The organism is Haloarchaeobius baliensis, from assembly GCF_052060055.1.
Classification (GTDB): Archaea; Halobacteriota; Halobacteria; order Halobacteriales; family Natrialbaceae; genus Haloarchaeobius; species Haloarchaeobius baliensis.
Genome location: NZ_JBPPFR010000002.1, coordinates 357,601 through 379,470 on the forward strand (window position 1 = coordinate 357,601; position 21,870 = coordinate 379,470).

20 protein-coding genes and 1 tRNA gene are annotated in these 21,870 nt (G+C 69.3%); 13 read left to right on the forward strand and 8 right to left on the reverse strand.

Features of this window, described 5'->3' with window-relative positions:
• The first annotated feature begins 215 nt into the window (after window positions 1-215).
• Together ACSG06_RS12680 and ACSG06_RS12685 are read left to right on the forward strand one after the other, a co-directional pair.
• Entirely contained in the window at window positions 216-2,198 is a 1,983-nt protein-coding gene (locus tag ACSG06_RS12680) for a receiver/sensor box histidine kinase (RefSeq protein ID WP_440990646.1), read from the forward strand.
• A 49-nt stretch (window positions 2,199-2,247) separates the two neighbouring features.
• A complete protein-coding gene (locus ACSG06_RS12685) occupies window positions 2,248-2,757 on the forward strand; it encodes a GNAT family N-acetyltransferase (RefSeq protein WP_440990647.1) in 510 nt (169 codons plus the stop codon).
• Here ACSG06_RS12685 and ACSG06_RS12690 read toward each other — a convergent pair.
• On the reverse strand, window positions 2,754-3,635 hold the full coding sequence (locus ACSG06_RS12690) for a DUF4397 domain-containing protein (RefSeq protein ID WP_440990648.1): 882 nt from the start codon (window positions 3,633-3,635) through the stop codon (window positions 2,754-2,756). The two genes, ACSG06_RS12685 and ACSG06_RS12690, sit on opposite strands and share 4 nt — an antisense overlap.
• Before the next feature lie 172 nt (window positions 3,636-3,807).
• Here ACSG06_RS12690 and ACSG06_RS12695 point away from each other — a divergent pair.
• Window positions 3,808-3,881, forward strand: a tRNA-Phe gene (locus ACSG06_RS12695).
• 157 nt (window positions 3,882-4,038) lie between these two features.
• Complete coding sequence (locus ACSG06_RS12700; RefSeq protein WP_440990649.1) at window positions 4,039-4,464, forward strand: DoxX family protein; 426 nt, start codon at window positions 4,039-4,041, stop codon at window positions 4,462-4,464.
• A gap of 19 nt (window positions 4,465-4,483) precedes the next feature.
• Here the strand turns inward: ACSG06_RS12700 and ACSG06_RS12705 are convergent, their stop codons facing one another.
• Entirely contained in the window at window positions 4,484-5,404 is a 921-nt protein-coding gene (locus ACSG06_RS12705; RefSeq protein ID WP_440990650.1) for an EamA family transporter, read from the reverse strand.
• 123 nt (window positions 5,405-5,527) lie between these two features.
• On the opposite strand from ACSG06_RS12705, the gene ACSG06_RS12710 reads away from it, so the two are divergent.
• Complete coding sequence (locus ACSG06_RS12710) at window positions 5,528-6,202, forward strand: HAD family hydrolase (RefSeq protein ID WP_440990651.1); 675 nt, start codon at window positions 5,528-5,530, stop codon at window positions 6,200-6,202.
• Between the two features lie 15 nt (window positions 6,203-6,217).
• Here ACSG06_RS12710 and ACSG06_RS12715 read toward each other — a convergent pair whose 3' ends face one another.
• Window positions 6,218-6,367 carry a hypothetical protein gene (locus tag ACSG06_RS12715; protein WP_440990652.1) on the reverse strand — a complete coding sequence of 50 codons (150 nt, stop codon included), beginning with the start codon at window positions 6,365-6,367 and terminating at the stop codon, window positions 6,218-6,220.
• Between the two features lie 177 nt (window positions 6,368-6,544).
• On the opposite strand from ACSG06_RS12715, the gene ACSG06_RS12720 reads away from it, so the two are divergent.
• Window positions 6,545-7,303, forward strand: coding sequence for a GIDE domain-containing protein (locus ACSG06_RS12720; protein WP_440990653.1), 759 nt, complete (start codon window positions 6,545-6,547; stop codon window positions 7,301-7,303).
• A gap of 83 nt (window positions 7,304-7,386) precedes the next feature.
• Here ACSG06_RS12720 and ACSG06_RS12725 read toward each other — a convergent pair whose 3' ends face one another.
• Both ACSG06_RS12725 and ACSG06_RS12730 read right to left on the reverse strand, forming a co-directional pair.
• Window positions 7,387-8,718 (reverse strand): hypothetical protein, encoded by a 1,332-nt coding sequence (locus ACSG06_RS12725; protein WP_440990654.1) that lies wholly within the window; start codon window positions 8,716-8,718, stop codon window positions 7,387-7,389.
• The gene (locus ACSG06_RS12730; RefSeq protein WP_440990655.1) at window positions 8,715-9,068 is read right to left on the reverse strand and encodes a hypothetical protein; all 354 of its coding nucleotides are present in this window, start codon (window positions 9,066-9,068) and stop codon (window positions 8,715-8,717) included. The genes ACSG06_RS12725 and ACSG06_RS12730 overlap by 4 nt, the downstream gene beginning before the upstream one ends.
• Before the next feature lie 563 nt (window positions 9,069-9,631).
• On the opposite strand from ACSG06_RS12730, the gene ACSG06_RS12735 reads away from it, so the two are divergent.
• Genes ACSG06_RS12735 through ACSG06_RS12765 form a run of 7 tightly spaced genes read left to right on the forward strand, consistent with a single transcriptional unit; the run spans window position 9,632 to window position 16,595 of the window.
• Window positions 9,632-11,854 carry a type II/IV secretion system ATPase subunit gene (locus ACSG06_RS12735; RefSeq protein ID WP_440990656.1) on the forward strand — a complete coding sequence of 741 codons (2,223 nt, stop codon included), beginning with the start codon at window positions 9,632-9,634 and terminating at the stop codon, window positions 11,852-11,854.
• Window positions 11,851-13,755, forward strand: coding sequence for a type II secretion system F family protein (locus ACSG06_RS12740; RefSeq protein WP_440990657.1), 1,905 nt, complete (start codon window positions 11,851-11,853; stop codon window positions 13,753-13,755). Before ACSG06_RS12735 ends, ACSG06_RS12740 begins: the two co-directional genes overlap by 4 nt.
• Window positions 13,752-14,489 (forward strand): DUF7289 family protein, encoded by a 738-nt coding sequence (locus ACSG06_RS12745; RefSeq protein WP_440990658.1) that lies wholly within the window; start codon window positions 13,752-13,754, stop codon window positions 14,487-14,489. The genes ACSG06_RS12740 and ACSG06_RS12745 overlap by 4 nt, the downstream gene beginning before the upstream one ends.
• A complete protein-coding gene (locus tag ACSG06_RS12750) occupies window positions 14,482-14,961 on the forward strand; it encodes a DUF7266 family protein (protein ID WP_440990659.1) in 480 nt (159 codons plus the stop codon). Before ACSG06_RS12745 ends, ACSG06_RS12750 begins: the two co-directional genes overlap by 8 nt.
• Window positions 14,958-15,674 carry a DUF7263 family protein gene (locus ACSG06_RS12755; protein WP_440990660.1) on the forward strand — a complete coding sequence of 239 codons (717 nt, stop codon included), beginning with the start codon at window positions 14,958-14,960 and terminating at the stop codon, window positions 15,672-15,674. The genes ACSG06_RS12750 and ACSG06_RS12755 overlap by 4 nt, the downstream gene beginning before the upstream one ends.
• Window positions 15,667-16,074, forward strand: a complete 408-nt coding sequence (locus ACSG06_RS12760; RefSeq protein WP_440990661.1) for a DUF7262 family protein — start codon at window positions 15,667-15,669, stop codon at window positions 16,072-16,074. Before ACSG06_RS12755 ends, ACSG06_RS12760 begins: the two co-directional genes overlap by 8 nt.
• The gene (locus tag ACSG06_RS12765; RefSeq protein ID WP_440990662.1) at window positions 16,062-16,595 is read left to right on the forward strand and encodes a DUF7261 family protein; all 534 of its coding nucleotides are present in this window, start codon (window positions 16,062-16,064) and stop codon (window positions 16,593-16,595) included. The genes ACSG06_RS12760 and ACSG06_RS12765 overlap by 13 nt, the downstream gene beginning before the upstream one ends.
• 8 nt (window positions 16,596-16,603) lie before the next feature.
• On the opposite strand, the gene ACSG06_RS12770 is transcribed toward ACSG06_RS12765, so the two are convergent.
• The 3 genes from ACSG06_RS12770 to ACSG06_RS12780 form a co-directional block, all read right to left on the reverse strand.
• Window positions 16,604-20,002 (reverse strand): hypothetical protein, encoded by a 3,399-nt coding sequence (locus ACSG06_RS12770; RefSeq protein WP_440990663.1) that lies wholly within the window; start codon window positions 20,000-20,002, stop codon window positions 16,604-16,606.
• A gap of 264 nt (window positions 20,003-20,266) precedes the next feature.
• The gene (locus tag ACSG06_RS12775; RefSeq protein WP_440990664.1) at window positions 20,267-21,070 is read right to left on the reverse strand and encodes a DUF2182 domain-containing protein; all 804 of its coding nucleotides are present in this window, start codon (window positions 21,068-21,070) and stop codon (window positions 20,267-20,269) included.
• Window positions 21,071-21,082: 12 nt separating this feature from the next.
• The gene (locus ACSG06_RS12780) at window positions 21,083-21,694 is read right to left on the reverse strand and encodes a DUF1326 domain-containing protein (RefSeq protein ID WP_440990665.1); all 612 of its coding nucleotides are present in this window, start codon (window positions 21,692-21,694) and stop codon (window positions 21,083-21,085) included.
• Window positions 21,695-21,870: the final 176 nt, after the last annotated feature.

Sequence of the window (21,870 nt, forward strand, 5' to 3'; positions counted from 1 at the left end):
GCGGTACATACGTGTCACTTCACTCCCATCGGACATATACCATCGGACACCTGTCAATTATTCTGGACGATGGATTGTGACGACCCCACGTCGAGACGCCTCTCGGACTGCCCGGCACGGCGAGGTGTTCGACGACCCAGCCCGTCGGCCACGACACCACCTGGTACCTTCCCAAGAGTATTAATCTGTGCCACGGCTACGTGAGGCAACGACGCATGACCGACCCCATCCGGGTCCTGCACGTCGACGACGAGCCGGCGTTCCTGACCCTGACCAGCGAGTTCCTCTCCCGGGAGCTCGAGGCCGTCGAGGTCGAGACGACGACGAGCGCAGCCGACGCGCTCGAGGAGCTCGACGCGTTCGACCCGGACTGCGTGGTCAGCGACTACCAGATGCCGGAGATGGACGGGCTGGAGCTGCTGCAGGCGGTCCGCGAGCGCCGCGCCGAACTGCCGTTCATCCTCTTCACGGGGCACGGCTCCGAGCAGATCGCGAGCGACGCCATCTCGGCGGGCGTGACGGACTACCTCCAGAAGGGCAGTGCGAACGAGCAGTTCCAGCTGCTCGCGAACCGCATCCGGAACGGGGTCGAGGCGTACCGGACACAGGCGGCGTTCGAGGAGTCAGAGCGCATGTTCTCGACGCTGATCTCCAACCTGCCGGGCATGGTGTACCGGTGTCTGAACGCGCCCGAGTGGCCGATGGAGTTCGTCAGTCAGGGCTGTCTGGACCTGACGGGCTACCAGCCGTCCCAGCTCGAACGTGGCGAGGTGGTCTGGGGCGACGAGGTGCTCCATCCAGACGACCAGGAGATGGCGTGGGCGGTCGTCCAGGAGGCACTCGACGAGGGTGAGGCGTTCGAGGTCACCTATCGCATCCGTCGGCGGGACGGCGCGGTCCGCTGGATGTGGGAGCAGGGCCGCGGCGTGTACGCCGACGACGGCGAACTGCTGGCGCTGGAGGGCTTCATCACCGACGTGACCGAACGCGTGCGATACGAGCAGCGGCTCGACGCGCTCAACGAGGTCCTCGGCAAGCTGCTGGAGACGACGGACCGTCACGAGTGCGCGTGGGTCGCCGTCGAGGCCGCCTGTGACTCGCTCGAGTTCCCCATCGCGTCGGTGCGCCTCTACGATGCCGAGACGGACGAACTGGAGCCTGTCGCCGTGACCGACGGCACGGCAGACGACCTGGACGAACGGCTGGCGTTCCCGGGCGAGAACGGGCCGGCGTGGGACGCGTACACGACGGCCGAGGTGCAGTGGTATCCCGACGTCGAGCCCGAGTCGGTGACGGTCGACTCCCACGCGGACATCCGGTCGCTGCTGGCACTCCCCCTGGGGGAGTACGGGACGCTCGTGCTCGCGTCACCGGCGCCCGACGACTTCGCGGAGACCGACCACAACCTCGCGCGCATCCTCGCGGCGAACCTGCAGTCGGCGCTCGACCGTGCCGACCGCGAACGGGCGGTCCGCGAGCGCGAGCGCGAACTCCGCGAGCAGAACGCCAGGCTGGAGGAGTTCACGAACATCGTCAGCCACGACCTGCGGAACCCGCTCGCCGTCGTCCGCGGCCAGCTCGACCTCGCACGGGAGACCGGTGCCGACGACCACTTCGACCGCGCGGAGACGTCGCTGACGCGGATCGAGGACCTCGTCTCGGACATGCTCACGCTCGCCAAACAGGGGATGGTCGTGGGCGAGACGGAGGCGGTCTACCTCGAGGTCGTCGCCAGGCGTGCCTGGGAGGCGGTCGAGACCGACGGCGCCGACCTCGCCATCGCATCGGACCTCGCGCTGGTCGCCGACGAGGGACGACTCCAGCAGCTCCTCGAGAACCTGTTCGCGAACGCCGTGGAACACGGTTCCACGAGGCCCCATTCGACTTCGTCTCACGGGGACGCCGTGGAGCACGGGTCGACGGCGGACGCCGCGACGACGGACGCCGTCACCATCACCGTCGGGCCACTCGACGACGCCGACGGCTTCTACGTCGCGGACGACGGCTCGGGTATCCCCGACGAGGACCGGGCAGCGGTGTTCGAGCCCGGGTTCACCACCGACCAGCAGGGGACGGGCTTCGGACTCGCCATCGTCCAGCAGATCGCCCGCGCCCACGACTGGTCGGTCGCGGTCGCAGACAGCGAGGCCGACGGCGCACGGTTCGAGTTCACCGGCGTCGAACGCGCTCGTGAGTGAGCCACGTACCGGAAGAACGCTTTTCACCGACCTCGCCGACGGTCCGCCCGTGTCCGAGTACGCTATCCGCCCGGCCGAGCCGACCGACGTCCCCGGCATCCAGCGCGTCGCCAGAGCCGGCTGGCACGCCGCCTACGACGACACCATGGGCCCCGACACCGTCGACGACTGCATCGACGACTGGTACGACGCCGAGACGCTCGTCGGAGCCGTCGAGGACGACGACGTCGACTACCTCGTCGCCACGGTCGACGATCGGCTCGTCGGCTACGCGTCAGTCGGTCCGACCGGCGACGGGCGTTCCGGGTCGGTCGCCGGCCTGTACAGCATCTACGTCCATCCCGACCGCTGGGGTGCGGGGATCGGGACGGCGCTCTTCGAGCGCTGTGCGGACCGCCTCCGCGAGCGCGGATACGAGCGTCTCTGCCTCCGCGTCGTCGCGGACAACGACGTCGGCATCTCGTTCTACCGGTCGCACGGCTTCGAGCGGACCGACGAGGAGACGGTCGAGCTGGAGGGCCACCCCCTCGTCGAGTACGAGTTCGCCCGCGACCTCTAGAGCAGCTGCATCGTCGTCGTCGTGTCCGTCGCGAGCAGCAGGTCGAACGGCTCGTCGCCCGGCGCGCTCCCCGGGTCGAGGTAGCCCACGGCGAACGCCGAGTACGCCGTCCCGCCCTCGACCGTGACGTCGAACGTGGCGACCGGGTCGCCGCCGCTCGCGGGCCGCACCTCCAGCGTGTACGACCCCGCGGGCACGGTGGCGTAGCCCGCCTGCTCGCCGTAGCCGAGGTTCTCGAACAGCGCGTCACCGCTGGACGCGACGGTCACCGTGACCGGCGGCGCGTCCGGCGACGCGTGGAACAGACCCACCGCTGCCTCGTCCGAGCCCACCGACGGCGGCGCGTCCTCGAGGACGCCTATCGCGAACTCGTCCGTGGTGAGGTTCCCGAACGCGACCGCCGTGTAGCTCGTGTCGGCCTGGACGGTCACCATCCCGTCGAACGCGACGGTGCTCTCGTCGCCCGCCGCCGTGATACGCACCGACCGTTCGCCAGCCGGCGCCGTCAGGTAGTCGCTGACCGCCCCGAACGACACCCCGGTCAGCACCGCCTCGCCGTCCACGTACACGTCCACGGCCGGCGCGTCCGGCGACGCGTGGACGACCCGGAGCCGTCCCGACCCGCCGGTGGCCGTCGTCTGCTCCTCGGTCGTCTCCTGCTCTGTCGTCCCCTCGGTGGTCTGTTCCGTCGTTCCCTCGGTCGTCCCCATCCCGCGTTCTGTCGTGCCCTCGGTCGTCCCCATCGGCCCGGTCGTCGTCCCGTTGCCGGTGGCGTTGTTGCCGCCGTCGCCCGTGTCCGCACAGCCCGCCAGCATCGCTGTCGCGAGTCCGCCTGTCAGCTGCAGGACGCGTCGCCGTCGGAGGTCATCTGGTTTCATACGGACCAAACCGTCGGGGGATGGACGTGTAAGTCTGATTTCGAGTTCCCCGGCACTTAGGGGCCGGCTGACGGCGCATCGACGTGCCATCTGCAACCGACTCCCGACGGCTGGTTACCACGCTACCGATTCGAAATCCTTTTTTAGTGCATCCACCGAAGTCAGAGTGCGCGCCGCCTTAGCTCAGACTGGGAGAGCACTCGACTGAAGATCGAGCTGTCCCCGGTTCAAATCCGGGAGGCGGCATTCTACTGCGGACCACGTTCGGGGTTGAACTGCCAACGTTCGAGCCTCCAGTGAGATTGCCGATTCACCCGGTGGGGCCCCTTGGCTCCCCGGCGGTGTCGTTGGTGACTCGTCAGAACGAGGAAACGCTCTTTGCGGGCAGGTCCAACCGACACACATGACCGAGCAGAAGCCCGAGCGCTCGATCGCACGGTTCAAACGGCCCTTGCTGTACGTGATGGGGCCGCTGTACATCGTCGCGGGCATACTGCACTTCGTCGCGCCGGACGCGTACGAGCGGGTGGTGCCGCCGCAGTTCCCGCGGCCGCGGGAGCTGGTCTACCTCTCGGGCATCGCGGAGATCGCACTCGGCGTGGGTGTGTTGCTGCCGTCGACGCGGAAGCGGTCGGCGTGGGGGCTGGTCGCGCTGCTGGCGGCGGTGTTCCCCGCGAACGTGTACATGGCGACGGACGACGTGGCGGCGGCGGTGGCGCCGGCGTGGGCGACCGACATCGCGCGGGTCGCCGCGTGGCTGCGCCTCCCGCTGCAGGCGGTGCTGGCGCTGTGGGCGTGGTGGTACACGCGGCCGATGGAAGACTCGTAACCGGCTCTTCCTGGACGACTCACACCCCGACGGCCCCCGGTCCGAGCGTCACCAGCGCCGCTCCAATCACCACCAGCACCGCACCCGCGACGACGCCCCGGGTCACACGTTCGAGGTCCCTGAGGAGGAAGTACGCGAAGACGGTCGTGAACAGCGGCGCGGTCGACGCGAGCGACTCGACGATGGCGACGCGGCCCGCGGGCAGGGCGAGCGCGCCGAACAGCGAGAGCAGCGCGACCGCGGTGAGACAGCCGCTGACCGCGAAGTAGCCGTAGGAGCTGCGGTCGGCCGAGCGGAAGCCCTCGGTCCCCCGGACCGAGGCGTAGGCGAGGAAGACGAGCAGGGCGCCGGCCTCGTTGAGCGCGACGGCCTGGAGCACGGTCGCGCCGCCGCCCTCCAGCCCGAACCGACGGAGGACGTTCCCGAAGGCGAACAGCGCACCGGACGCGAGGGGGTAGGCGAGGTCGCGGGGCTGCCAGCCGGCGAGGTCGCCGCCCTTCGCGAGACTCAGGACGACGAGCCCGACGACGAGCACGACGATGCCGACGGCCGTCGAGGGTGAGACGGGCTCGCCGAGCAGGCCGAACGCGAACGAGGCCCCGAACAGGGGGCGGGCGCTCACCACCGCGCTGTTGATGCTGGCGCCGACGCGGTCGACGCCGACGAAGATGGCGAGTCGGCCGAGCGCGGTCCCGGTCGCGCCGGCGAAGAGGAACAGCCCGGCGATGGCCGGGTCGAGCCCCGCGAGCAGGGCGGGGCCGTGGAGCACGAGCAGTGCGGCGATGAACAGCGAGAGGTCGACGACGACCACGGTGAGCGCGGCCTGGAGCGCGGTCCCGTCGGCGGCCATGCCGCGCTTGTCGAGGACGGGCGTGAACCCCCAGATGACCGCGGGGAGGAGCGCCAGGAGGTACACCGTGACGTCGGCGCCGATGACCATACCCGGCCTGCGGGCGGGGCGGGGAAGAAGGTACGTCTTCCGGTGACGCTGACGGGCGGCGGACGGGACAGGTCGCTGGGCGGGTGCCGAAAGGCTGAACGGACTCTCCGAGAGAGCCAGGACATGGCGTCCGGACCGGCCCTCGTCACGCTCGACCTCGACGACACGCTCTGCCGCTACGACCGTTCGACCGAGGAGCTCCTCGCCGTCGCCTTCGAGCGGGCCGATGTCGAGCCGTTCTTCACCGAGGCCGAGTACGTCGCCACGGTCCCGACCGTCACTGGCGAGAGTCCGCTCGACCTGCGTCGGAAGTGCTTCCGGGCGCTCGCCGCGGAGGACGGGCGGCCGGTCGCCGAGGCGGACCGCCTCGCCGAGCAGTACCCGGAGCGCGACCCGACGGCGGTGTCGTTGCTCCCCGGAGCACGGGACGCACTCGCTGCGCTCGCCGACCACCATCGACTCGCGCTCGTCTCCAACGGCGAGCCGTCCCACCAGCGCGCCAAGCTCGAGACTCTCGGTATCGCCGACGCGTTCGAGGTGACGGTGTTCGGGACGGCCGAGATTGGCGTGAAGCCGGACCCGGCGCCGTTCCACCGGGCGCTGGACACGCTGGGCGTCGAGCCGGCGCGGGCGGTCCACGTCGGGAACTCGCTCGCGTCGGACGTCGCTGGGGCACAGGCAGCGGGGATGTCCGCGGCGTGGCTTCGGGAGGGAGACGAGCCCGAGGTGGACGTGACGCCCGAGTACGTCGTCGACGACCTCGCCGAACTGCAGGACCGGCCGTTCCCGTGGGCGTGAGCCCGATGATGTCGCTCATTCGAGGACGAAGTACGGCTCGTGCTGCAGCGCCCCCGTGACCTCGTCGAACCGACTGGCGTCGCACTCGCTGCACACTGCCGGCTCGTCGACCCCCGCGAACACGGTCTCGCACGCCTTGCAGGTGAAGAATCGAAGTCCGAGCACGCCCGTCTCTCGGGGTGGCGAGCAGATATCCTGTTCGCTCGACCGGTCGGCCCACCGTCGTTGCCGGCGACCCTCTGGACCCCGTCCCGGACCCTGCGACCGGCGTGTCGGTGCCAGTTCGACCGTCGCTTCCCGAGTGGCCCGAGTGCTTAACGTTCGCGCCGTGGTGCCAGTTGCATGGCATCGATATCCACCGGGCTGGTCTTCGCGGTCATCGCACTGATCCCCACGTACCTGTTCGTGCAGGCCAGACAGGCCTCGCAGGCGGTCAGCTCGACCGAGACGCGCTCGACCACGGCGCTGACCGAGGGCCCCGTCGCCGTGTCCGGCACCGTCGAGGCCGGCCCCGCCGGGACGCTCACCCACCCCGTCACCGGCGCCGACGCACTCGCGGTCCGGTGGGACGTCGACGAACGCGGCGTCGCCGAGGACGAGGTCGCCGAGGTGGACGACAGCGGCCGCCAGACCGTCCCCTTCCGACTGGTCGACGACGACGGCGCGGTCGACGTCGACCCCACGGGCGCCGACCTCCACCTCTCGACCGCCCACGGCGAGACGTTCGTCGAGGCAACGAGCACACCCGGCGAGCAGGCCACGTCGTTCATCGACCGCGTGCAGGAGAACGAACGCCGGAGCCACGACGCCGGCACCAAGCAGATCCACAACACGCCCATCAACGAGGCCCGGGTCCACGGCGTCGACGACCTCCACTACCAAGCCCGGGCGCTCCAGCCCGGCGACACCGGCTACGTCCTCGGCCCGGCGCGCTCGAACGGCGATGGCGGCTACACCATCGGCGACGGCGACGGCGAGTTCATCGTCTCCGATATGGAGCGGGACGCCCTCACCGACGACCTCGGCTCCAGCCAGTGGCTCCTCGCCGGTGCCGCCCTGCTGTTCTACGCCCTCGCGGTGTACGTGGGCTTCCTCGCCTGACCGCCACCGCTCGCTGGCCGCACGACGGGCCGTCTCTCGACACGACATCGAGTCGTCCTGTCCCGGTGCTCTGATTCCGGGAGTCAGCTGATGCGGTCGTGCCAGCCCGAGGACGATTCGTCGTCCTCGTTGGTGTCTTCGTCGGACTGCCATCGCCTGACGGCCCAGCCACCAGCACCAACTGCCCCGATACCCGCGAGCGTCGGCACGAGGTCTGGTGTGTTGTCCTGTTCAACGGAGACACCACTGAGCCAGAGGTCGGTTTCGGTGCTATCGTCCGGACTCTGGAAGCCGGAGACGACGAATCCGTCGTCGCTTGAGACGACAGCCTGGGGTTCGCGGTAGGCGGCGCCGCCCTCGGCGTCACGGAACTCGTGTGCGACCTCGATGCTGCCGTCCTCGATGTCCATCACGACGATCCAGCCCCAGAGTTCATCCTCGTACGTGGACGTCCCGACCGTGACGACACGTCCACTGTCGGTCGTACTGAGTCCCGGAGCGACCGTTTCTTCGACCATATCGCGGAAGTCGTGATGAGCGTTCCAGATGACTGTCCCTGACTCGTCGAGTCGGATCGCACCAGTTGTTGCGTGTGAGACGACGTATCCACCGTCGGGAAGTCGAACGGCATTCGAGTAGATGCCACTGACGTTGCCGTATCCCTGTGGATTCTCGATCAAGTTCACGGATTGTTGCATCTCGACGCTGCTGTCGGTGAATCTATCCACCCGGAAGTTCGACCGGGGATTCGAAGCAACGTACACTCCGTCGGACTCGATCGAGAGAGCAACCACCTGTGCGTCTGGATACTCGGGTGCCGTCCGACGCTGCCATCGGGGCTCCCCTTCGGAACTGAACCGCACCGCTTCGATCATCGTCTCGTACTCTCGTGCTGATTCTCCACGCCCAACCACTGCACTGACTGCGCACCCACCCGCCGAATCAGCAGCCAGTTTCAACGGCCCATCGACGTCTCTCAGGTTCCCCGTCTCGGGTAGCCACGGCCGGATCCACTCCGGCTCTCCAGCAGGGGATGTCTTGACAACGTTCCATCCGTCACCTGCCACTGCGAGGAACAACGATCCGTCACCCGACTCTGCCAGATCGATGGGAATGTCCGTCGTGACTCCATCGACGGCACCGAATTCCTGTTCCCACTCTACTGTCCCGTCTCTACGGAGCTTCAGCAGCCACACCGTTCCGGCGGCTCGGGTAAACGTGGCGACGACGAGCCTTCCGTCTCGTGTTCGTACTAACTCCTTGGCGTGTTGGTCCGGAGTCTCCTCGAACACGCGATGCCAGCGCTCGTCGACGTACGGCGTCATGCCGAGTAGCGAGTGGACGGACATGAGGCTGGTGAGGCCGGCGGCACTGGCGCTGTGCTGGAGGAACTCGCGGCGGTTCTGGCCTGTCATCCCTCACACCTCAGGTCGTCCTCGGTCACCGTGCATCGCTTTGTTGTTATCCGTCCGTCGGGATAAACTATCTGCAAGAGTACCTCGAATCGATCCCGTTCGTCGAAGTCGTACTCGTAGAACACTGGCCCCGGTCGACTGGCGGCGACGTCCCACGTCACGTCCGATTCCCCGACTTCGCCGTCGCTGGACCCGAGCTGGCGCTGACCGACGTGGGAGGCTTCGAACTTCCACCGGAACGCTGTCGCATCCTCTGCAAGCTCGGAGCCACGAGCGGTGAAGAAGCGCGCCCTGTCCGAGACCATCGGTGGGGAGGCCGAGCCGAACGTCCGCTGGAGGTACTCGCTCACTCGCGCATGTGTCGAGGACAGTTCGCGTATCGTCGCTCTCCGGTTCGACGTGTCACCGACTTCGACGACGAGTTCGCCGACCTGTGCTTCGATTCGTGGCTCGTCGTTCCCGGGCGGCATGGGACCGTCTGGATTCTGTGCGTACACCATGAACCGAACCGGGAACAGTCGTGGATACTCGAAGCGCGACTCGTCTTGCGGAAGCTGTGCCACGTTGTCCCCGAGGACACCCTCGAGTACCCCACTGGAGGTATCGTCGGTTACCGGCTGGAGGTCGACGAACTGCCCGGTTCCGCCGATGTCCCAGTGATATCCCAGTATCGTCCGGTTCGCGTATGCGTAGGATTCGCTTGCGTCGATCTCGAGGTACGAACCGGTGTCAGCTTCCAGAATTCGCTCCGGACTCCCCCAATGATCTGGGTGTTGCAATTATTGGTGGTCGTAACAGAGAGGAGACAGACAGCCTGGTCGGTCACGTGACACACCGGGATGTCCGTCCGACCAGGGAAGCTCACCCATACGGTTCTTAGAATTTAAGTAGTATACTGTTGGAATTTACTTCCATGACCGACGACCCGACGCTCGAACACCCCGACCACGGGGGACGAGCGTCGACCGACGACGACGGGCACGTCCCGCCGCCCATCCCACCCGGTGACCCGGACGCCTGGTACGCACCCGACGTGCGGGACCACTACACCGTCCACGGTGACGTGGTCGCCACCGTCGCCGAGACGGACGAGGGGTTCACGTACGACGTGCGCGAGCCGTCGCTCACCGCCGACGAGGAGGCGACGCTCGAGGCGATCCGCGAGCACTTCGCGGCTGCGAACCTGCGCCGGCCACGCACCCGTGAGGGGACCGTCTCGCGGATGGAGACGGGGCTGCGGCCGAAGTACCGCGCCGCGCTCGAACAGCTCCTCGAGGGCAGTCCAGAGTCGCGGCGACGGCTCCGGTACTACGCGCTCCGGGACGTGGGCTGTCTGGGGGCGGTGACGCCGCTCGCCCTGGACGAGCGCGTCGAGGTCGCCGACCCCGGCGAGGACCGACTGTCGGTCCACACCACGGACTTCGCGCCAGCCGAGACGGAGTTCCCGGCCGACGTGCGCTTCCTGGACCGCGTGGCGAGCGAGCGGCTGACGACGTACCGGGTACCGTTCCGCGGGTTCCAGATCCCGGTCGTGCTCTACCGGGAGCGACTGCTCGGGCACGACGCGTTCGCGACGAAGTACGCGGTCCGCGAGCCGGGGCTCCTCCCGGGCGACGAGGAGCTGCTGGCCGAGGCGAAGGAACGGATCTGGGAGACGAACGTCGAGCACGTCGTCGAGGACAGCACCGAGTTCGTCCGCGAACGGGCCGAACAGCTGCTCGCCCGGCGGCTCACGGCGCGGAACGCGAGCGCGTGGTTCGACGCGACCCGCCACCGCGTCCGCACCGTGCTCGCCGACACTGGGCTGGGCGTACCGCCGATCGACGGCCGCTACGAGGACGGTCGGCTGGCGGACCTCGTCTACTACGTGCTCCGGGACTACGTCGGCGAGGGCCAGCTCACCGTCCCCATCCGCGACCCGAACCTGGAGGACATCGAGGCGAACCGGGTCGGCGAGCGCGTGAAGGTCGTCCCACGAACGGACGTGGGTCACGACGGCCGCATTCCGACGAACCTCACCTTCGAGCACGAGTCGACGTTCGTCAACGTCGTCACCCAGCTCGCGGCTGCCGACGGTGCGGAGCTCAACGCGTCGAACCCCTCCGCGAAGGTGAACCTCAGTCCGGGGGAGGTCGACGACGGCGTGACCATCCGGTGTGCGGTCGCGCTCCCGGTCATCTCCGAGGACGGGCCGCACATCTCCATCCGGAAGCAGGCTCCAGACGCGCTGACACCGGTCGACCTCGTCGCGGGCGGGAGCCTCACGGCCGACCTCGTCACGGTGCTCTGGCTGCTGTACGAGCACCACGGCGTCGTGCTGTTTTCGGGCCCGACAGGGGTCGGCAAGACGACGCTCATGAACGCGCACATGCCGTTCGTCCCGTTCGACGACCGGCCGATCTCCATCGACGAGGGGAGCCGGGAGGTCAGACTCCCCCACGAGACCGGCATCTCCCTCACCACGCGGGACCACGAGGACGAGTTCAAGGCGGTGACGATGGCCGACCTGATGACGGAGGCGAACTACCTCAACCCCGACGTGGAGGTCATCGCGGAGATCAACACGCCCGCGTCGTTCTCGACGTTCGCAGAATCCCTCAACACGGGACATGGCCTGCTGGGCACGACCCACGCCGAGAACGTCGAGAAGCTCGTCAATCGGGTCGTCGAGCAGGGACTCCCGCCGTACCTGCTCCGCGAGATCGACCTCGTCGTCTTCCCGAAACACGTCGGCGGGGAGCGCTACGTCGGGAGTGCCGTCGAGTTCGTCGACGAGGAACGATACCGCACCTGCAGTGGCCGCTGTGGCGTCGTCGAGAAGCACGGGACCACAGTGTACTGGAACGCCATCTTCGAGCGGACCGTCGAGGACGAGTTCGCGTTCGACTACGCGCATCCGGCCGTCCACGACGTGGAGAACCGGCGCTGTGGCGTCGACCTGTTCGAACGTCTCGCCGACCGGACGGACCGGCCCGTCGAGGACGTCGAGCGGGAGTTCCACCGGAAGCACCGCTACGTGGAGTATCTGGTCCGCGAGGACGTCGACGACTTCGACGAGCTGTTCTCGTTCCTCTCGGACCTCCGAACGGACGAGGCGGCGACCGTCGAGCGCATCGGTGCGGGGAGGGGAACGTGAGCCTCTCCGACGACGACCGGCCCACGCTCGGTGCGGACCGGGACGCCCTCCTCGACCGGGTCTGCTACGCGCTGTTCTCGCGCCACGCCGACCGGGCGCGCCACGATGGCGACCGCGACAGATACCGTGGCACCGACCTGCACGTGCCCTTCGACCTCTACGTCTCGCGGCTGTACGCGCTGTCGTGGCTCGCCGCGGCGGTCGGATTCCTCGTCGGGACCGCCCTCACGCTGGCGCTGCAACGGACGACGCTCCGTGGGGTCGCCGACTTCGTCCAGACCGGGGTGCCCCTGCTCTCTCCCGGGACCGCTCCCGTGGTTCCACAGACGGCGGTCGCGGTCGCTGTCGGTGCCCTCGTCGCGGCCACGACGAAGCTCGGTACCCGGCTGATCGGCGGCCGGTACCTCCAGTGGCTCGCATCCGCCCGCCGGTCGGCCATCGAGGCGACCCTGCCCGGCGCGGTCCGGTACCTCCGTGCGCTCTCGACGGGCAGCGACGACCAGCGAGAGATGCTCCGGAAGGTGGCGGACAACCGCGAGGCCTACGGCGAGACGGCCGTCGCCTGCCGGACGGTGCTGAACAAGGCCGAACTGACGGGTAGTCTCGACGACGGTCTGCGAATCGTCGCCCGCGACACGCCCTCGCGCGATGCCCTCGCCCCGTTCCTGTTGAAGTTCCGCGAGCACGCCGACCAGGGGGCTGCCGAGCTGACGAGCTACCTCCGCATGGAGGCACGGATGCTCGGTCACCGCCAATCCCGCGACCGGAACCGCGCCGAGGGATTCCTCGAGCTGCTCGCCGAACTGTTCATCGTCCTGCTGGTGCTCCCGGCGCTGCTCGTCATCGTCCTCACGGTGATGAGCGTCCTGACACCTGGGCTGAACCAGCCGGCGGGCACGCCCCTCGGCCCCGTGACGCCACGGGCGCTGCTCGTCTACGGCTCCGGGGGCTTCGTCCTGGTCGTCGGGGCCTGTGCTGCCGCGCTCGTCGCGAGTCTGCGCCCGCCGACCGGCCGGCCGAGCTATCGACGACCCGCGGGGCTCCTCGACCTCCTCGGGACCGCCACGACGAACCCATCGAGCGCCGCGGTCGTCTGGGCGTTCCCGGCCGCGCTGTTCGGGCTCATCGTCTTCACCGCGGGCGAGCACGCCGTCGCGGCGGTCCTGCTCGGCTACGTCGCCTACGCAGTCCCGGTGGGACTGGTCGCCACCCGCCGCGCTCGCGTCGACGACGCGAAGGACCGCGAGATCAAGGACTTCGTCCACGCCGTCTCGGGCCACGTCGCGCTCGGCCGGCCCTTCGCGGAGGCGGTCGACCTGGTCGCCCGGGACGTCGACCTCGGCCCGCTCGACGAGGACGTGGCAGACCTCGCGTTCAACGCGACGTTGACGACCCGCGAGGGCGACCTGCGGGCGGCCGCACTCCAGCGGTTCGTCGACCGTGTGGGGACGCCGCTGGCCGAGCAGACGATGGGGCTCGTCACCGGTGCGCTCGACGCCGGCAGCGACGTCGAGACGGTGTTCGACACGCTCCAGACCGAGGTCGGTCGGCTCTACCACGAGAAGAAGTCGCTCCGGAACGCGATGCTCGTCTACGTCGCGGTCGGCTGGACCGTCGCGTTGCTCGTCGTCGGCATCATGGTCGCGGTCAACGGCTACGTGCTCGACAGCTTCGCACAGCTCTCGGCGGTCTCGACGCCGGGCACGGGCTTCGTCCTCGATTCCGACGCCGTGAACGTGAGACGCGAGCACTACCGCTTCTACGTCGTCACCCAGTGTACGATGCTCGCGAGCGGGTGGTTCGCGGGCGTCGCCAACCGCGACCGCTACGATGCCTTGCTCCAGTCCGGCCTGCTGGTGCTGGTCGCACACGTCGTGTTCAGGGGGGCGGGGATGATATGAGGGGTCTTCACCGATCGCGGGCCGACCGTGGGCAGTCGAACGTCGTCGGCGTCGCGCTCCTGCTCGGCATCACAGTCGTCGCGCTCGGCGTCCTGACGGCGAGCATCGGGCTCGCGGTGGACGCCGGCACCGGCGCAGCGGACGCTGCCCGAGTCGGCGACGACGTGGACGATGCGCTCCGGCCGGTCGAGGTGACCGGCGAACACGTCGGGGCGGTCCGCGCGACGGACGGCCAGCTCCGGACCGTCGCCCGGGACGTGCGCGTGCTCAACGACTCGGGCACCGTCGCCCGACTCGAGGCGGACGCCCTCGTCTACGAGACCGACGGCCAGCGCGTGGCGTTCCTCGCGGGTGGCGTCGTGCGGGGTGAGGGCAGTGGCGCCAGACTCGTCACCGAGCCCCCGGTCGTCGCCAGCCCGGACGGTTCGGTGCTCGTCGTGGGCGTCGCGACGCTCGGCGCGGACCGTACGACCGTCGACTTCGCGGGCGAACCGGTCCGCCTCCGGACGAACGTCACGCACGAGCGCCGAGCTCTCGGTCCCGGCGAGTACCGGCTCGCCATCGAGACCGAGACGCCCGCGGCGTGGCGCTCGTACTTCCGTGACCTCGGTGCCACCGTCACCGACCGGGACCTCGACGGTGACGGCGTCGACAGCGTGGTTGCGACGTTCCCGGACGAGCGCACCGCGTATCTGGTCGTCCACGCACTCGACCTGGAGGTTGGGGGTGCCTGACGTGCGTCCGGACCGCTCCCACGACCGCGGCGTCTCACCGGTCGTCGGGAAGACGCTCGAGATCAGCATCGTCGTCCTCTACATCGGACTCCTGTCGACGACGCTGTACGGCGGCGTCGTCCCCGACTTCAGGTCGGCAGCGGGTGACGAGCTGGCAGACCGCACACTCGCCGGGGCGACTCAGGAGGTCGAGGACGCCGTGCCGCCCGGAACCGCGACGGGGGTCGACGTGCGTCGCCGGGTCGAACTGCCCCGCACCATCCGTGGCGAGCCGTATCAGGTCCGGGTGGACGGTCGGACGCTCGTGCTCGACCACCCCGATCCGAACGTCGGGACGGAGTCGACGCTCGCGGTACCTGCCGCGGTCGTCCGGGTGGAGGGCTCCTGGTCGAGCACCGCCGAGGCGTTCGTCGTCGTCGAGCGGACCGACGCGGGGCTGGTGGTTCGGCTTGCGCGAGGTGAGGCGTCGTGACCAGTGATGGCCGACCGACCGCGGCCGGTGACCAGGTCGGCACGGAGCGCGGACAGGCGAACCTCGTCGCCCTCGGCGTGGCGCTGCTCGCACTGACGGCCGTCCTCGGCGTCGCGCTCGTCGTCGCCGACGGGGCGTTCGCCGGTGCCGACCGGGACCCCGGCGAACGCCGGCTGGCGAGCTCGCTGTCCGACCGATTGGTCGCCGACGGAGGGCCGCTGACGAACCGCGCGAACGTGCTGAATGCGACAGCCGTCGACGCCCTCGACGGAGACGAACTCGCCGGCACGTTCCCGGTTGTCGAGGGCAGGGACGTCCGGGTCAGGCTCGACGACGAGACCGTCGTGCGGACCGGCGACGTGACCGGCGGGACGACCGTCCGCCGCATCGTTCTGGTCGAGCGGGAGGAGGCGGTGACGACCACCCCGGACCTCGACCGCGACGCGGTCACGCTCCCCCGACGGACCGACCGCGTCACGCTGGCCATCGACCCGCCGTCCGGGACGCGCCTCACGACGGTCCGGGCGAACGGCCGCGTCGTCGCCCACGACCCCGCCGGCCTCTCCGGCAACGTCACCGTCCCCGTCTCGCGCTTCGAGACGACGACGCTCGCGTTCGACGCGAACGGGACCCTCCCGACCGGCAGCGTCGACCTGACCTACTACCCGACGCGGACCATCAAGGCGCTGCTCGTGGTGACCGTCGATGACTGAGCGCGCCCAGCTGTCGCTCCCGGCCGTGGAGGCCGCAATCGGCGTGCTGCTCGTCCTCGCCGTCGTCGCGACGTTCGCCCTGCCGATCGCCGACGGCGAGGCGACCGAGGCGCAGCTCGACACCTACGCCAGCGATGCGGCGACGGTCCTCTCGGGGGAGCCACCCCGCCACGGCGGGGCGACCCGGCTCTCCGAGGTCGCCCGGTCGGAGGCGTCGTTCGAGCGCGAGCACGAGGCGCTGGAGCGTCGTGTCGAGCGCATCCTGCCCGACAACCTCCTGTACCGGGTCGAGACGCCACACGGAGCGGTCGGATACCGCGTCCCCGCCGGCGTCTCGGTGGGCGTCGCGACGGTGCCGACGGGTCAGGGGGACGTGACGATACGGGTGTGGTACGTGTGATCCGGCTCTCGCGACGCGCCCAGCTCGTGCTCGCGGCCGCCGGCGTGCTCGCGGTCGCACTGCTCCCGCTGACGTTCGCGTACCTCCAGCTGGGTGCCCATCCCGACGTCGACGCGAGTGAGGACCCCGCGAGCCCCGTCCGGGACGGCGTCCGGGTGCTCGAACGCGCCGTCCACGAGGCCGGGAGCGACGCGACCGGGCAGTCGTGGAGCGAGCGCGAGGTGGTCGCCGGGGACGTTCGGGAGGAGCTCGACCCGCGGTTCCGGTCGCTGGAGGCCTCGCAGGTCGCCGAGGGCGTGGCCTACGAGGTGGCGGTGAACGACTCGGCGGCGACGACCTGGGCGGCCGAGCACTGCCCGTCTGGCCCCGACCGGCAGTTCGGCGACTGCGAGGCCATCGACGGCGTCGTCGTGCAGGAGCGTGCCGGCGAGACGACGGTGCTCGTCGTCGCGGTGGACATGACCGTGACGACGCGCGAGGGCGTGTCGGCGGTGACCGTGGTGGTGCCAGTCGTGGGGTGAGCGCTGGTTCAGTCGTCGTCGGTCCGGCGCCAGAGCCAGCCCGTGAGGAGGGCGGCGGTGCCCGCGAGCGCGCCGCTCGTGAGCGAGAACCCGGAACTCCCGCCGTCCGACCCGGTGCTCGTCGTCGACGCCGGAGCGGCCGTCTCCGTGGGAGTCGGTGTCGTGGTGGTGCCCGTGCTCGCTGTCGGCGTCGACGATGCAGTTTCAGTCGGGGTCGGCGTGGTGGTCGTCTCCGTCGATTCCGCTGATGCACGAGCGGCCTCGCGTCCGAGCACCGCGAGCTGGGTGCCGACGAGCTGTTCGACGTTTGCGAACCGGTCCGACATGAGATGGTAGCGGTGCATCCCGAACAGCGTGATGCGGCCGTCGCCGTGGCTCGCCGTGGCGTACATCTCCGCGCCGGCGGCGGACGCCTCGTCGCTGCTCCGTTCTCTGAGCGGTGGCTCCGTGTGGAGCCACGCCTCGCTGTCTTCGGGCAGGCTGGCGAGGGCCGTCGACCCGGATGGCCGCTCGGCGATGGGCGAACCGAGGCTGAACGTGATCTCGGAGACGCCCCTGGTGAGGAGGTGGTCGGGATACGTGGGTTCGACTCCCGGGTCTTCCCCGTCGGGGAACACGACGGGGCGGCCCTGGAACCGGAAGCCGAACGGTTCGGTCAGTACGTCGACGCCCTCGGCGACGCCGCCGCGGGCGAGGACGACCAGGCTCCCGCCCCGGTCGACGAACGATTCGACGGCTGCGATCTCGTCGGTGGCGAACCCGTACGATGCCCCGCGGTAGGCGAGGGCCGGGGGAACGACGAGGACGTCGAGTTCGGCGAGTGTGGTCTCGTCCCAGCCGTCAAGCATCCGGTAGTCGAACCGGGAGAACGTCTCGCGGAGCGGGGCGAACGGGTCGTCTGCATCGACCGACTGCAGCTGCCCGTGCCCCACGTCGATGCCGACGACGGGCCGGGGATGGGCGTCGGCCAGTTTCTCTTCCGCGGTCCGTGCCGCATCGAGTGCCTGCCCGTACGCGTTCGCCTCGAGAGCGGTCTCGGCGGCGGCGTGGTACACCTCGGCGCTCACGAACGAGTCGGCCCAGTCGCGGCCGTCCTCGCTGGCGGCGGGTAGCTCGTCACCGACAGCCTCGGTCCGGGCGCGGGCGTCCGACTCGGCGGCTCCCTCGACGAGCGCGTCCTCCGAGGGGGCGAGGACGACGAACCCCCACTCGTCCAGCGCCGGGAGAGTGACCGAGAGCGTCTGCCCCTCGTCTGTCACCGAGAGGTCCGTGGTCTCCTCGGGGGTGTAGTACCGGGCGGCTCCGACCGCGAAGTCGGGGTTCGGGATCGAGAGTTCGATATCGGTCTTCGGCTCGAACGAGTCCGCCTCGACGGTGTAGTCGTAGTTGAGCGCGTGGACGACGACCCGTTCGGGCGCCGACTGGACGTGTCGGCTCACCGAGAGCGTCGGATCGTCGCGGGCGGTCGCCGGCTGGACGCCCGCTGCTTCGAGTGCAGCTCGCAGGTCGCCGGTGGTCTCGCCGCGATGGTGCTTCGTTCGCCCGGGGTCGTCCGTGAGGACGGTCGTCCGGTCGTGCTCGAAGACGGTCGCCGTGTCGTCCCTGGGTCCGTACATCCCGTCGCGCGAGGGTGCCGAGCCGCTGGTGACGACGTGCCCGCCGTCCCCGAGGTGTGTGTCGAGCGCCGCCAGTTGGGCGTCGGTGACGCTCTCGACGCCGGGGAGCACGACCGCATCGTAGTCGGCCAGCCGGTCGAGCTGGTCGTCGTCGTCCCACAGACTCGGGTGGCCGAAGACGAGCACGTCGTAGGGGATCTGTGCCTCCCGGAGGAGCGTCGTCGTCCCGACGAACGACGCGATTCGCGGGCTGTCGCCGGCCGTTCCGACGTTCCACTGCGGTTCGTGGTTCCAGAGCAGCGTCGGGAGCGACCACACCACGGCGACCCGCGTATCGGGCTCGACGTCGTCGAGGAAGCGCTCGTGCGTCCAGAGGAAGTCGACGAACGACTGCAGGCGCTCCGGCACCGTCCCGTCCGCCTGGATCCAGTTGACGACCACCTGGTCGGTCGAGTACGCGGCGCCGCCCGTGAGCGGTATCTTCAGCTGTGCGCCCATCGCGTACGACTCGGCGACCTGGAAGCGCTTGAGGTTCGGGTACTGGGTCTCGGGGTCGAAGCCACCGGGGTTCGATTCGCCCAGCTCGGTGAGCGTGCCCTTCGCGGTGGCGGGCTTCGAGAACCGACCGATGGCCCGCTCGAGCTTGTAGTGGTAGTCGACGGCCGGGTCGACCCGGGGGAAGTGCTCGACGTGGATGCTGTCGAAGTGGTCGCCGACGTAGACGTTCGCGGCCTGCGGATGCCCGAAGTTCCCCATGAAGTGGTTCCCGTAGAGCTGGATGTCGCCGGCGTCCATCCGCTCCGGAAACAGCTCGTGGAGCCGCTGTCGGCAGGCCGCGAAGAAATCCTGGATACCTCGATGGTGGTGGAGGAGGTACTCGCGGAACACCGGGTCCGCGAACGGGTCGCCGCCGTCGTCCGGCGCGAGCCCCTCGTCCCGGAGGTACGCACGGATGTCGAACGATGCAGGGTCGTCGATGCCGAGCTCCCGTCGGCGGTCCGCCGAGAGCGATTCGAGGTGCGTCCTGAACGCGTCCTGCGCCCAGACCGAGAAGTCGAGGCCCTGGAACCGGAAGACGCCGATGCCGTCGATCCAGAACGCGCCGTAGCCCGCCGCCAGCCGCTTCCGTGCGGCCCACATGAGGACGTCGACGGCACCCGGGGCGAACACGGACGGGATGCCGTTCGTCTCGAAGGCGTACTCGATGTCGTGTGCCGTCCCGTCGAACTGCTCGGCGAGGAGGTCCCTCGGATGCTCGACTGGGGAGCCGTCCGGGAAGCGCCAGTCGTGGGCGTCGAAGACGGCCTGGTACTTCTCGACGGCGTCGTCGTCCGGGATGTTGATGGTGACGTTTCGCCCGACAGTTCCGGGGAGTCCCGTCTCGAGCGAGAACGACAGCTGTGCGTTCTGGCTGTCGTACGTCCGGATGTCGCCCTCGTCGAACGCCATCAGCGAGTCCCAGTCGAGCGCGTCCGGGTGGAAGCCCTGGATGGTCCGCAACCGTTCACGGTGGGGGACCGGGTCCCAGCCGTTGACCGGTGGCTCCGTGAAGTACTGGTCGCCGAACTGCGTGATGAGGAACGGATCGTCGGGGTAGGCCGGGACGGTGGCACGCATCTCCGGCTCCGGGTCGGTGTCGGTCATGGCGGACCCTCCACCCGCCGTGTCGAGTGATCGCTGCTCGAATTCGCGCCAGAAGGGGAGTCCCGCCGTACCGACGACGCCGCCGAGCAGCGTCCGTCGAGAGAGCGCCGAGCCACTGTCGTCGTCGCCGTCAGCGTCGTCGGTCATCGTAGAACAGGCGAAGTGGTGTTGTCGGCGGGATTAAAATTACTGGCCCCGGACAGTGGCCACTCGTCCTCGGGGCTCGCCGACGGAGACGTTCGGTAGCACCCGCACGGGTTTGAGAACACCGCGGTCGTCGAGGACGAGACAGTCGGGGCCAGCGACAGACACCCTCTGCCCGCCGAACGGACGCCCTCTCCCGTGCCGCGCCCGTGGACCCGAACGGGAGCGGGCCGGAAGAGACTCGGTTCCCGCCTCCTCTCGGACGGATTAAATGACCGTTACCACGATGAGCGCGACACCCGCGACGCCGGACGCCACCCCGACGCCTCTCGCCAGGCGCTCGCCCCACCCGACCATTCGCTCCACCGAGAGGACGAGCGTGATGACGGCCATCCAGAGGACGTTCATCGAGCCGACGACGACCATCAGCGCGAACAGCGCCCAGCAGCAGCCGACGCAGAAGACGCTGAAACGGACGCTCATCCGTGCGGCACCCCGGACGCCCGGTTCGTGGTACTCCATCAGGAACCCGAGCGGGGTTCGGCAGTACTGCAGGCACCGGTTCTTGTACGGCGAGAGCTGGTACCCCGCGACCAGGACCAGCGTCGCCCCGAGCAGGAGGTCCGTGCGTGCGCCGGCGACCGCGTTGACCGGGACGACGGCGTTCACGGCGAGCGGCACGACGCCGACGAGCGTCCAGACGAGCGCGTACGTGCCCATGAAGGCGGCCACTCGCGCCGCCTTGCCCGTCCGCGTGGTTCCATCGAGCGTCCGGTAGTACATCCGGAACAGCGGGACCGACGACGGGTACATCATCGCGACCATCATCACGCCCCACATGAACAGGTAGAGGCCGATGCCGGAGGCTCCGTTCGACAGTGCCATCGCCTCCGGCGCGCCGGGGGCGGACATCCCCATCTCCGACCCACCTCCGCCGCCGGGCATGGGGAGCCACCGCTCCACGATGGCCACCCAGGCGAGCAGTGCGATGACATAGGTGACCAGCGCGACGACCGGGAGACGGTCGACCGGGAGGCGACCTCGGACCGCCTCCGCCCAGGACTCACTCATCGGGTCCTCGACTCAGGCGTTCGTCAGCTCGAAGTCGCCGAGGTAGGAGTTGCCCCCGGAGACGTCCCACGAGAACGCGTCGTCGTACGAGACGCTGGCGGTCGAGGACTTGCCGGTGTTGATCTCGTGGTCGTTCGAGAGTGGGAAGGGGGAGATCGTTCCGACCTCCTCGTTGAACCCGACCAGTTGGCTGGCGTCCATCGAGACGACGTCCCCGACCGCGACGGAGACCGCCGTGCCGTCACGTTCGAAGTCGATCGGGGCGGTCGCGACGTCGGCCGACCGGACGTGCGTGTCGGCGACGGCTGCCCAGATGCCGCCGGCTCGACCGAGGTAGATGTCCTCGACCGCAGCACGCTGTTGGTCGTCGGCGTCCTCGTCGACGAAGAGGACGACATCCCACTTGGTCTCGGGACCGAACATGACGCCTTCATCGGTCGAGATGAGCATGCCGACAGAGAGGTCGCTCAGGTCGACATCGCCGTACTGTCCGTCCCGGATGTGCCACGCCAGCGAGGCGGTACAGACGTCGTCGTCCGGGGGTTCGAGCCAGATGCACTGGCACGCGACGTCGCAGTTGCAGGCCTCGATGTAGTCGCCTTCGATTGTCCAGTCTTCTGCCATACCGGCACTGCGGGGCGAGTACTGATTGTTATGGACCCACCCTTCGTCCGGTAAGCCCGCCGAATCGGGCCGTGTCATGCGGGTCGAGCCGGGAACGAGTCGGGGCCGTTCATCCCGGCCTACCGCTGAGGACGACCGGCTGGTCATCGCGCGGCGGTGGCTCGTCGGCACTGGAC

Bases quoted from the DNA above. Each gene is read 5' to 3' on its own strand.
- ACSG06_RS12780 (WP_440990665.1), bottom strand. From the start codon at position 21,694: ATGGCAGAAGACTGGACAATCGAAGGCGACTACATCGAGGCCTGCAAC.
- ACSG06_RS12775 (WP_440990664.1), bottom strand. From the start codon at position 21,070: ATGAGTGAGTCCTGGGCGGAGGCGGTCCGAGGTCGCCTCCCGGTCGAC.
- ACSG06_RS12690 (WP_440990648.1), bottom strand. From the start codon at position 3,635: ATGAAACCAGATGACCTCCGACGGCGACGCGTCCTGCAGCTGACAGGC.
- ACSG06_RS12745 (WP_440990658.1), top strand. From the start codon at position 13,752: ATGAGGGGTCTTCACCGATCGCGGGCCGACCGTGGGCAGTCGAACGTC.
- ACSG06_RS12710 (WP_440990651.1), top strand. From the start codon at position 5,528: ATGGCGTCCGGACCGGCCCTCGTCACGCTCGACCTCGACGACACGCTC.
- ACSG06_RS12770 (WP_440990663.1), bottom strand. From the start codon at position 20,002: ATGACCGACGACGCTGACGGCGACGACGACAGTGGCTCGGCGCTCTCT.
- ACSG06_RS12760 (WP_440990661.1), top strand. From the start codon at position 15,667: ATGACTGAGCGCGCCCAGCTGTCGCTCCCGGCCGTGGAGGCCGCAATC.
- ACSG06_RS12700 (WP_440990649.1), top strand. From the start codon at position 4,039: ATGACCGAGCAGAAGCCCGAGCGCTCGATCGCACGGTTCAAACGGCCC.
- ACSG06_RS12725 (WP_440990654.1), bottom strand. From the start codon at position 8,718: ATGACAGGCCAGAACCGCCGCGAGTTCCTCCAGCACAGCGCCAGTGCC.
- ACSG06_RS12705 (WP_440990650.1), bottom strand. From the start codon at position 5,404: ATGGTCATCGGCGCCGACGTCACGGTGTACCTCCTGGCGCTCCTCCCC.
- ACSG06_RS12720 (WP_440990653.1), top strand. From the start codon at position 6,545: ATGGCATCGATATCCACCGGGCTGGTCTTCGCGGTCATCGCACTGATC.
- ACSG06_RS12680 (WP_440990646.1), top strand. From the start codon at position 216: ATGACCGACCCCATCCGGGTCCTGCACGTCGACGACGAGCCGGCGTTC.
- ACSG06_RS12735 (WP_440990656.1), top strand. From the start codon at position 9,632: ATGACCGACGACCCGACGCTCGAACACCCCGACCACGGGGGACGAGCG.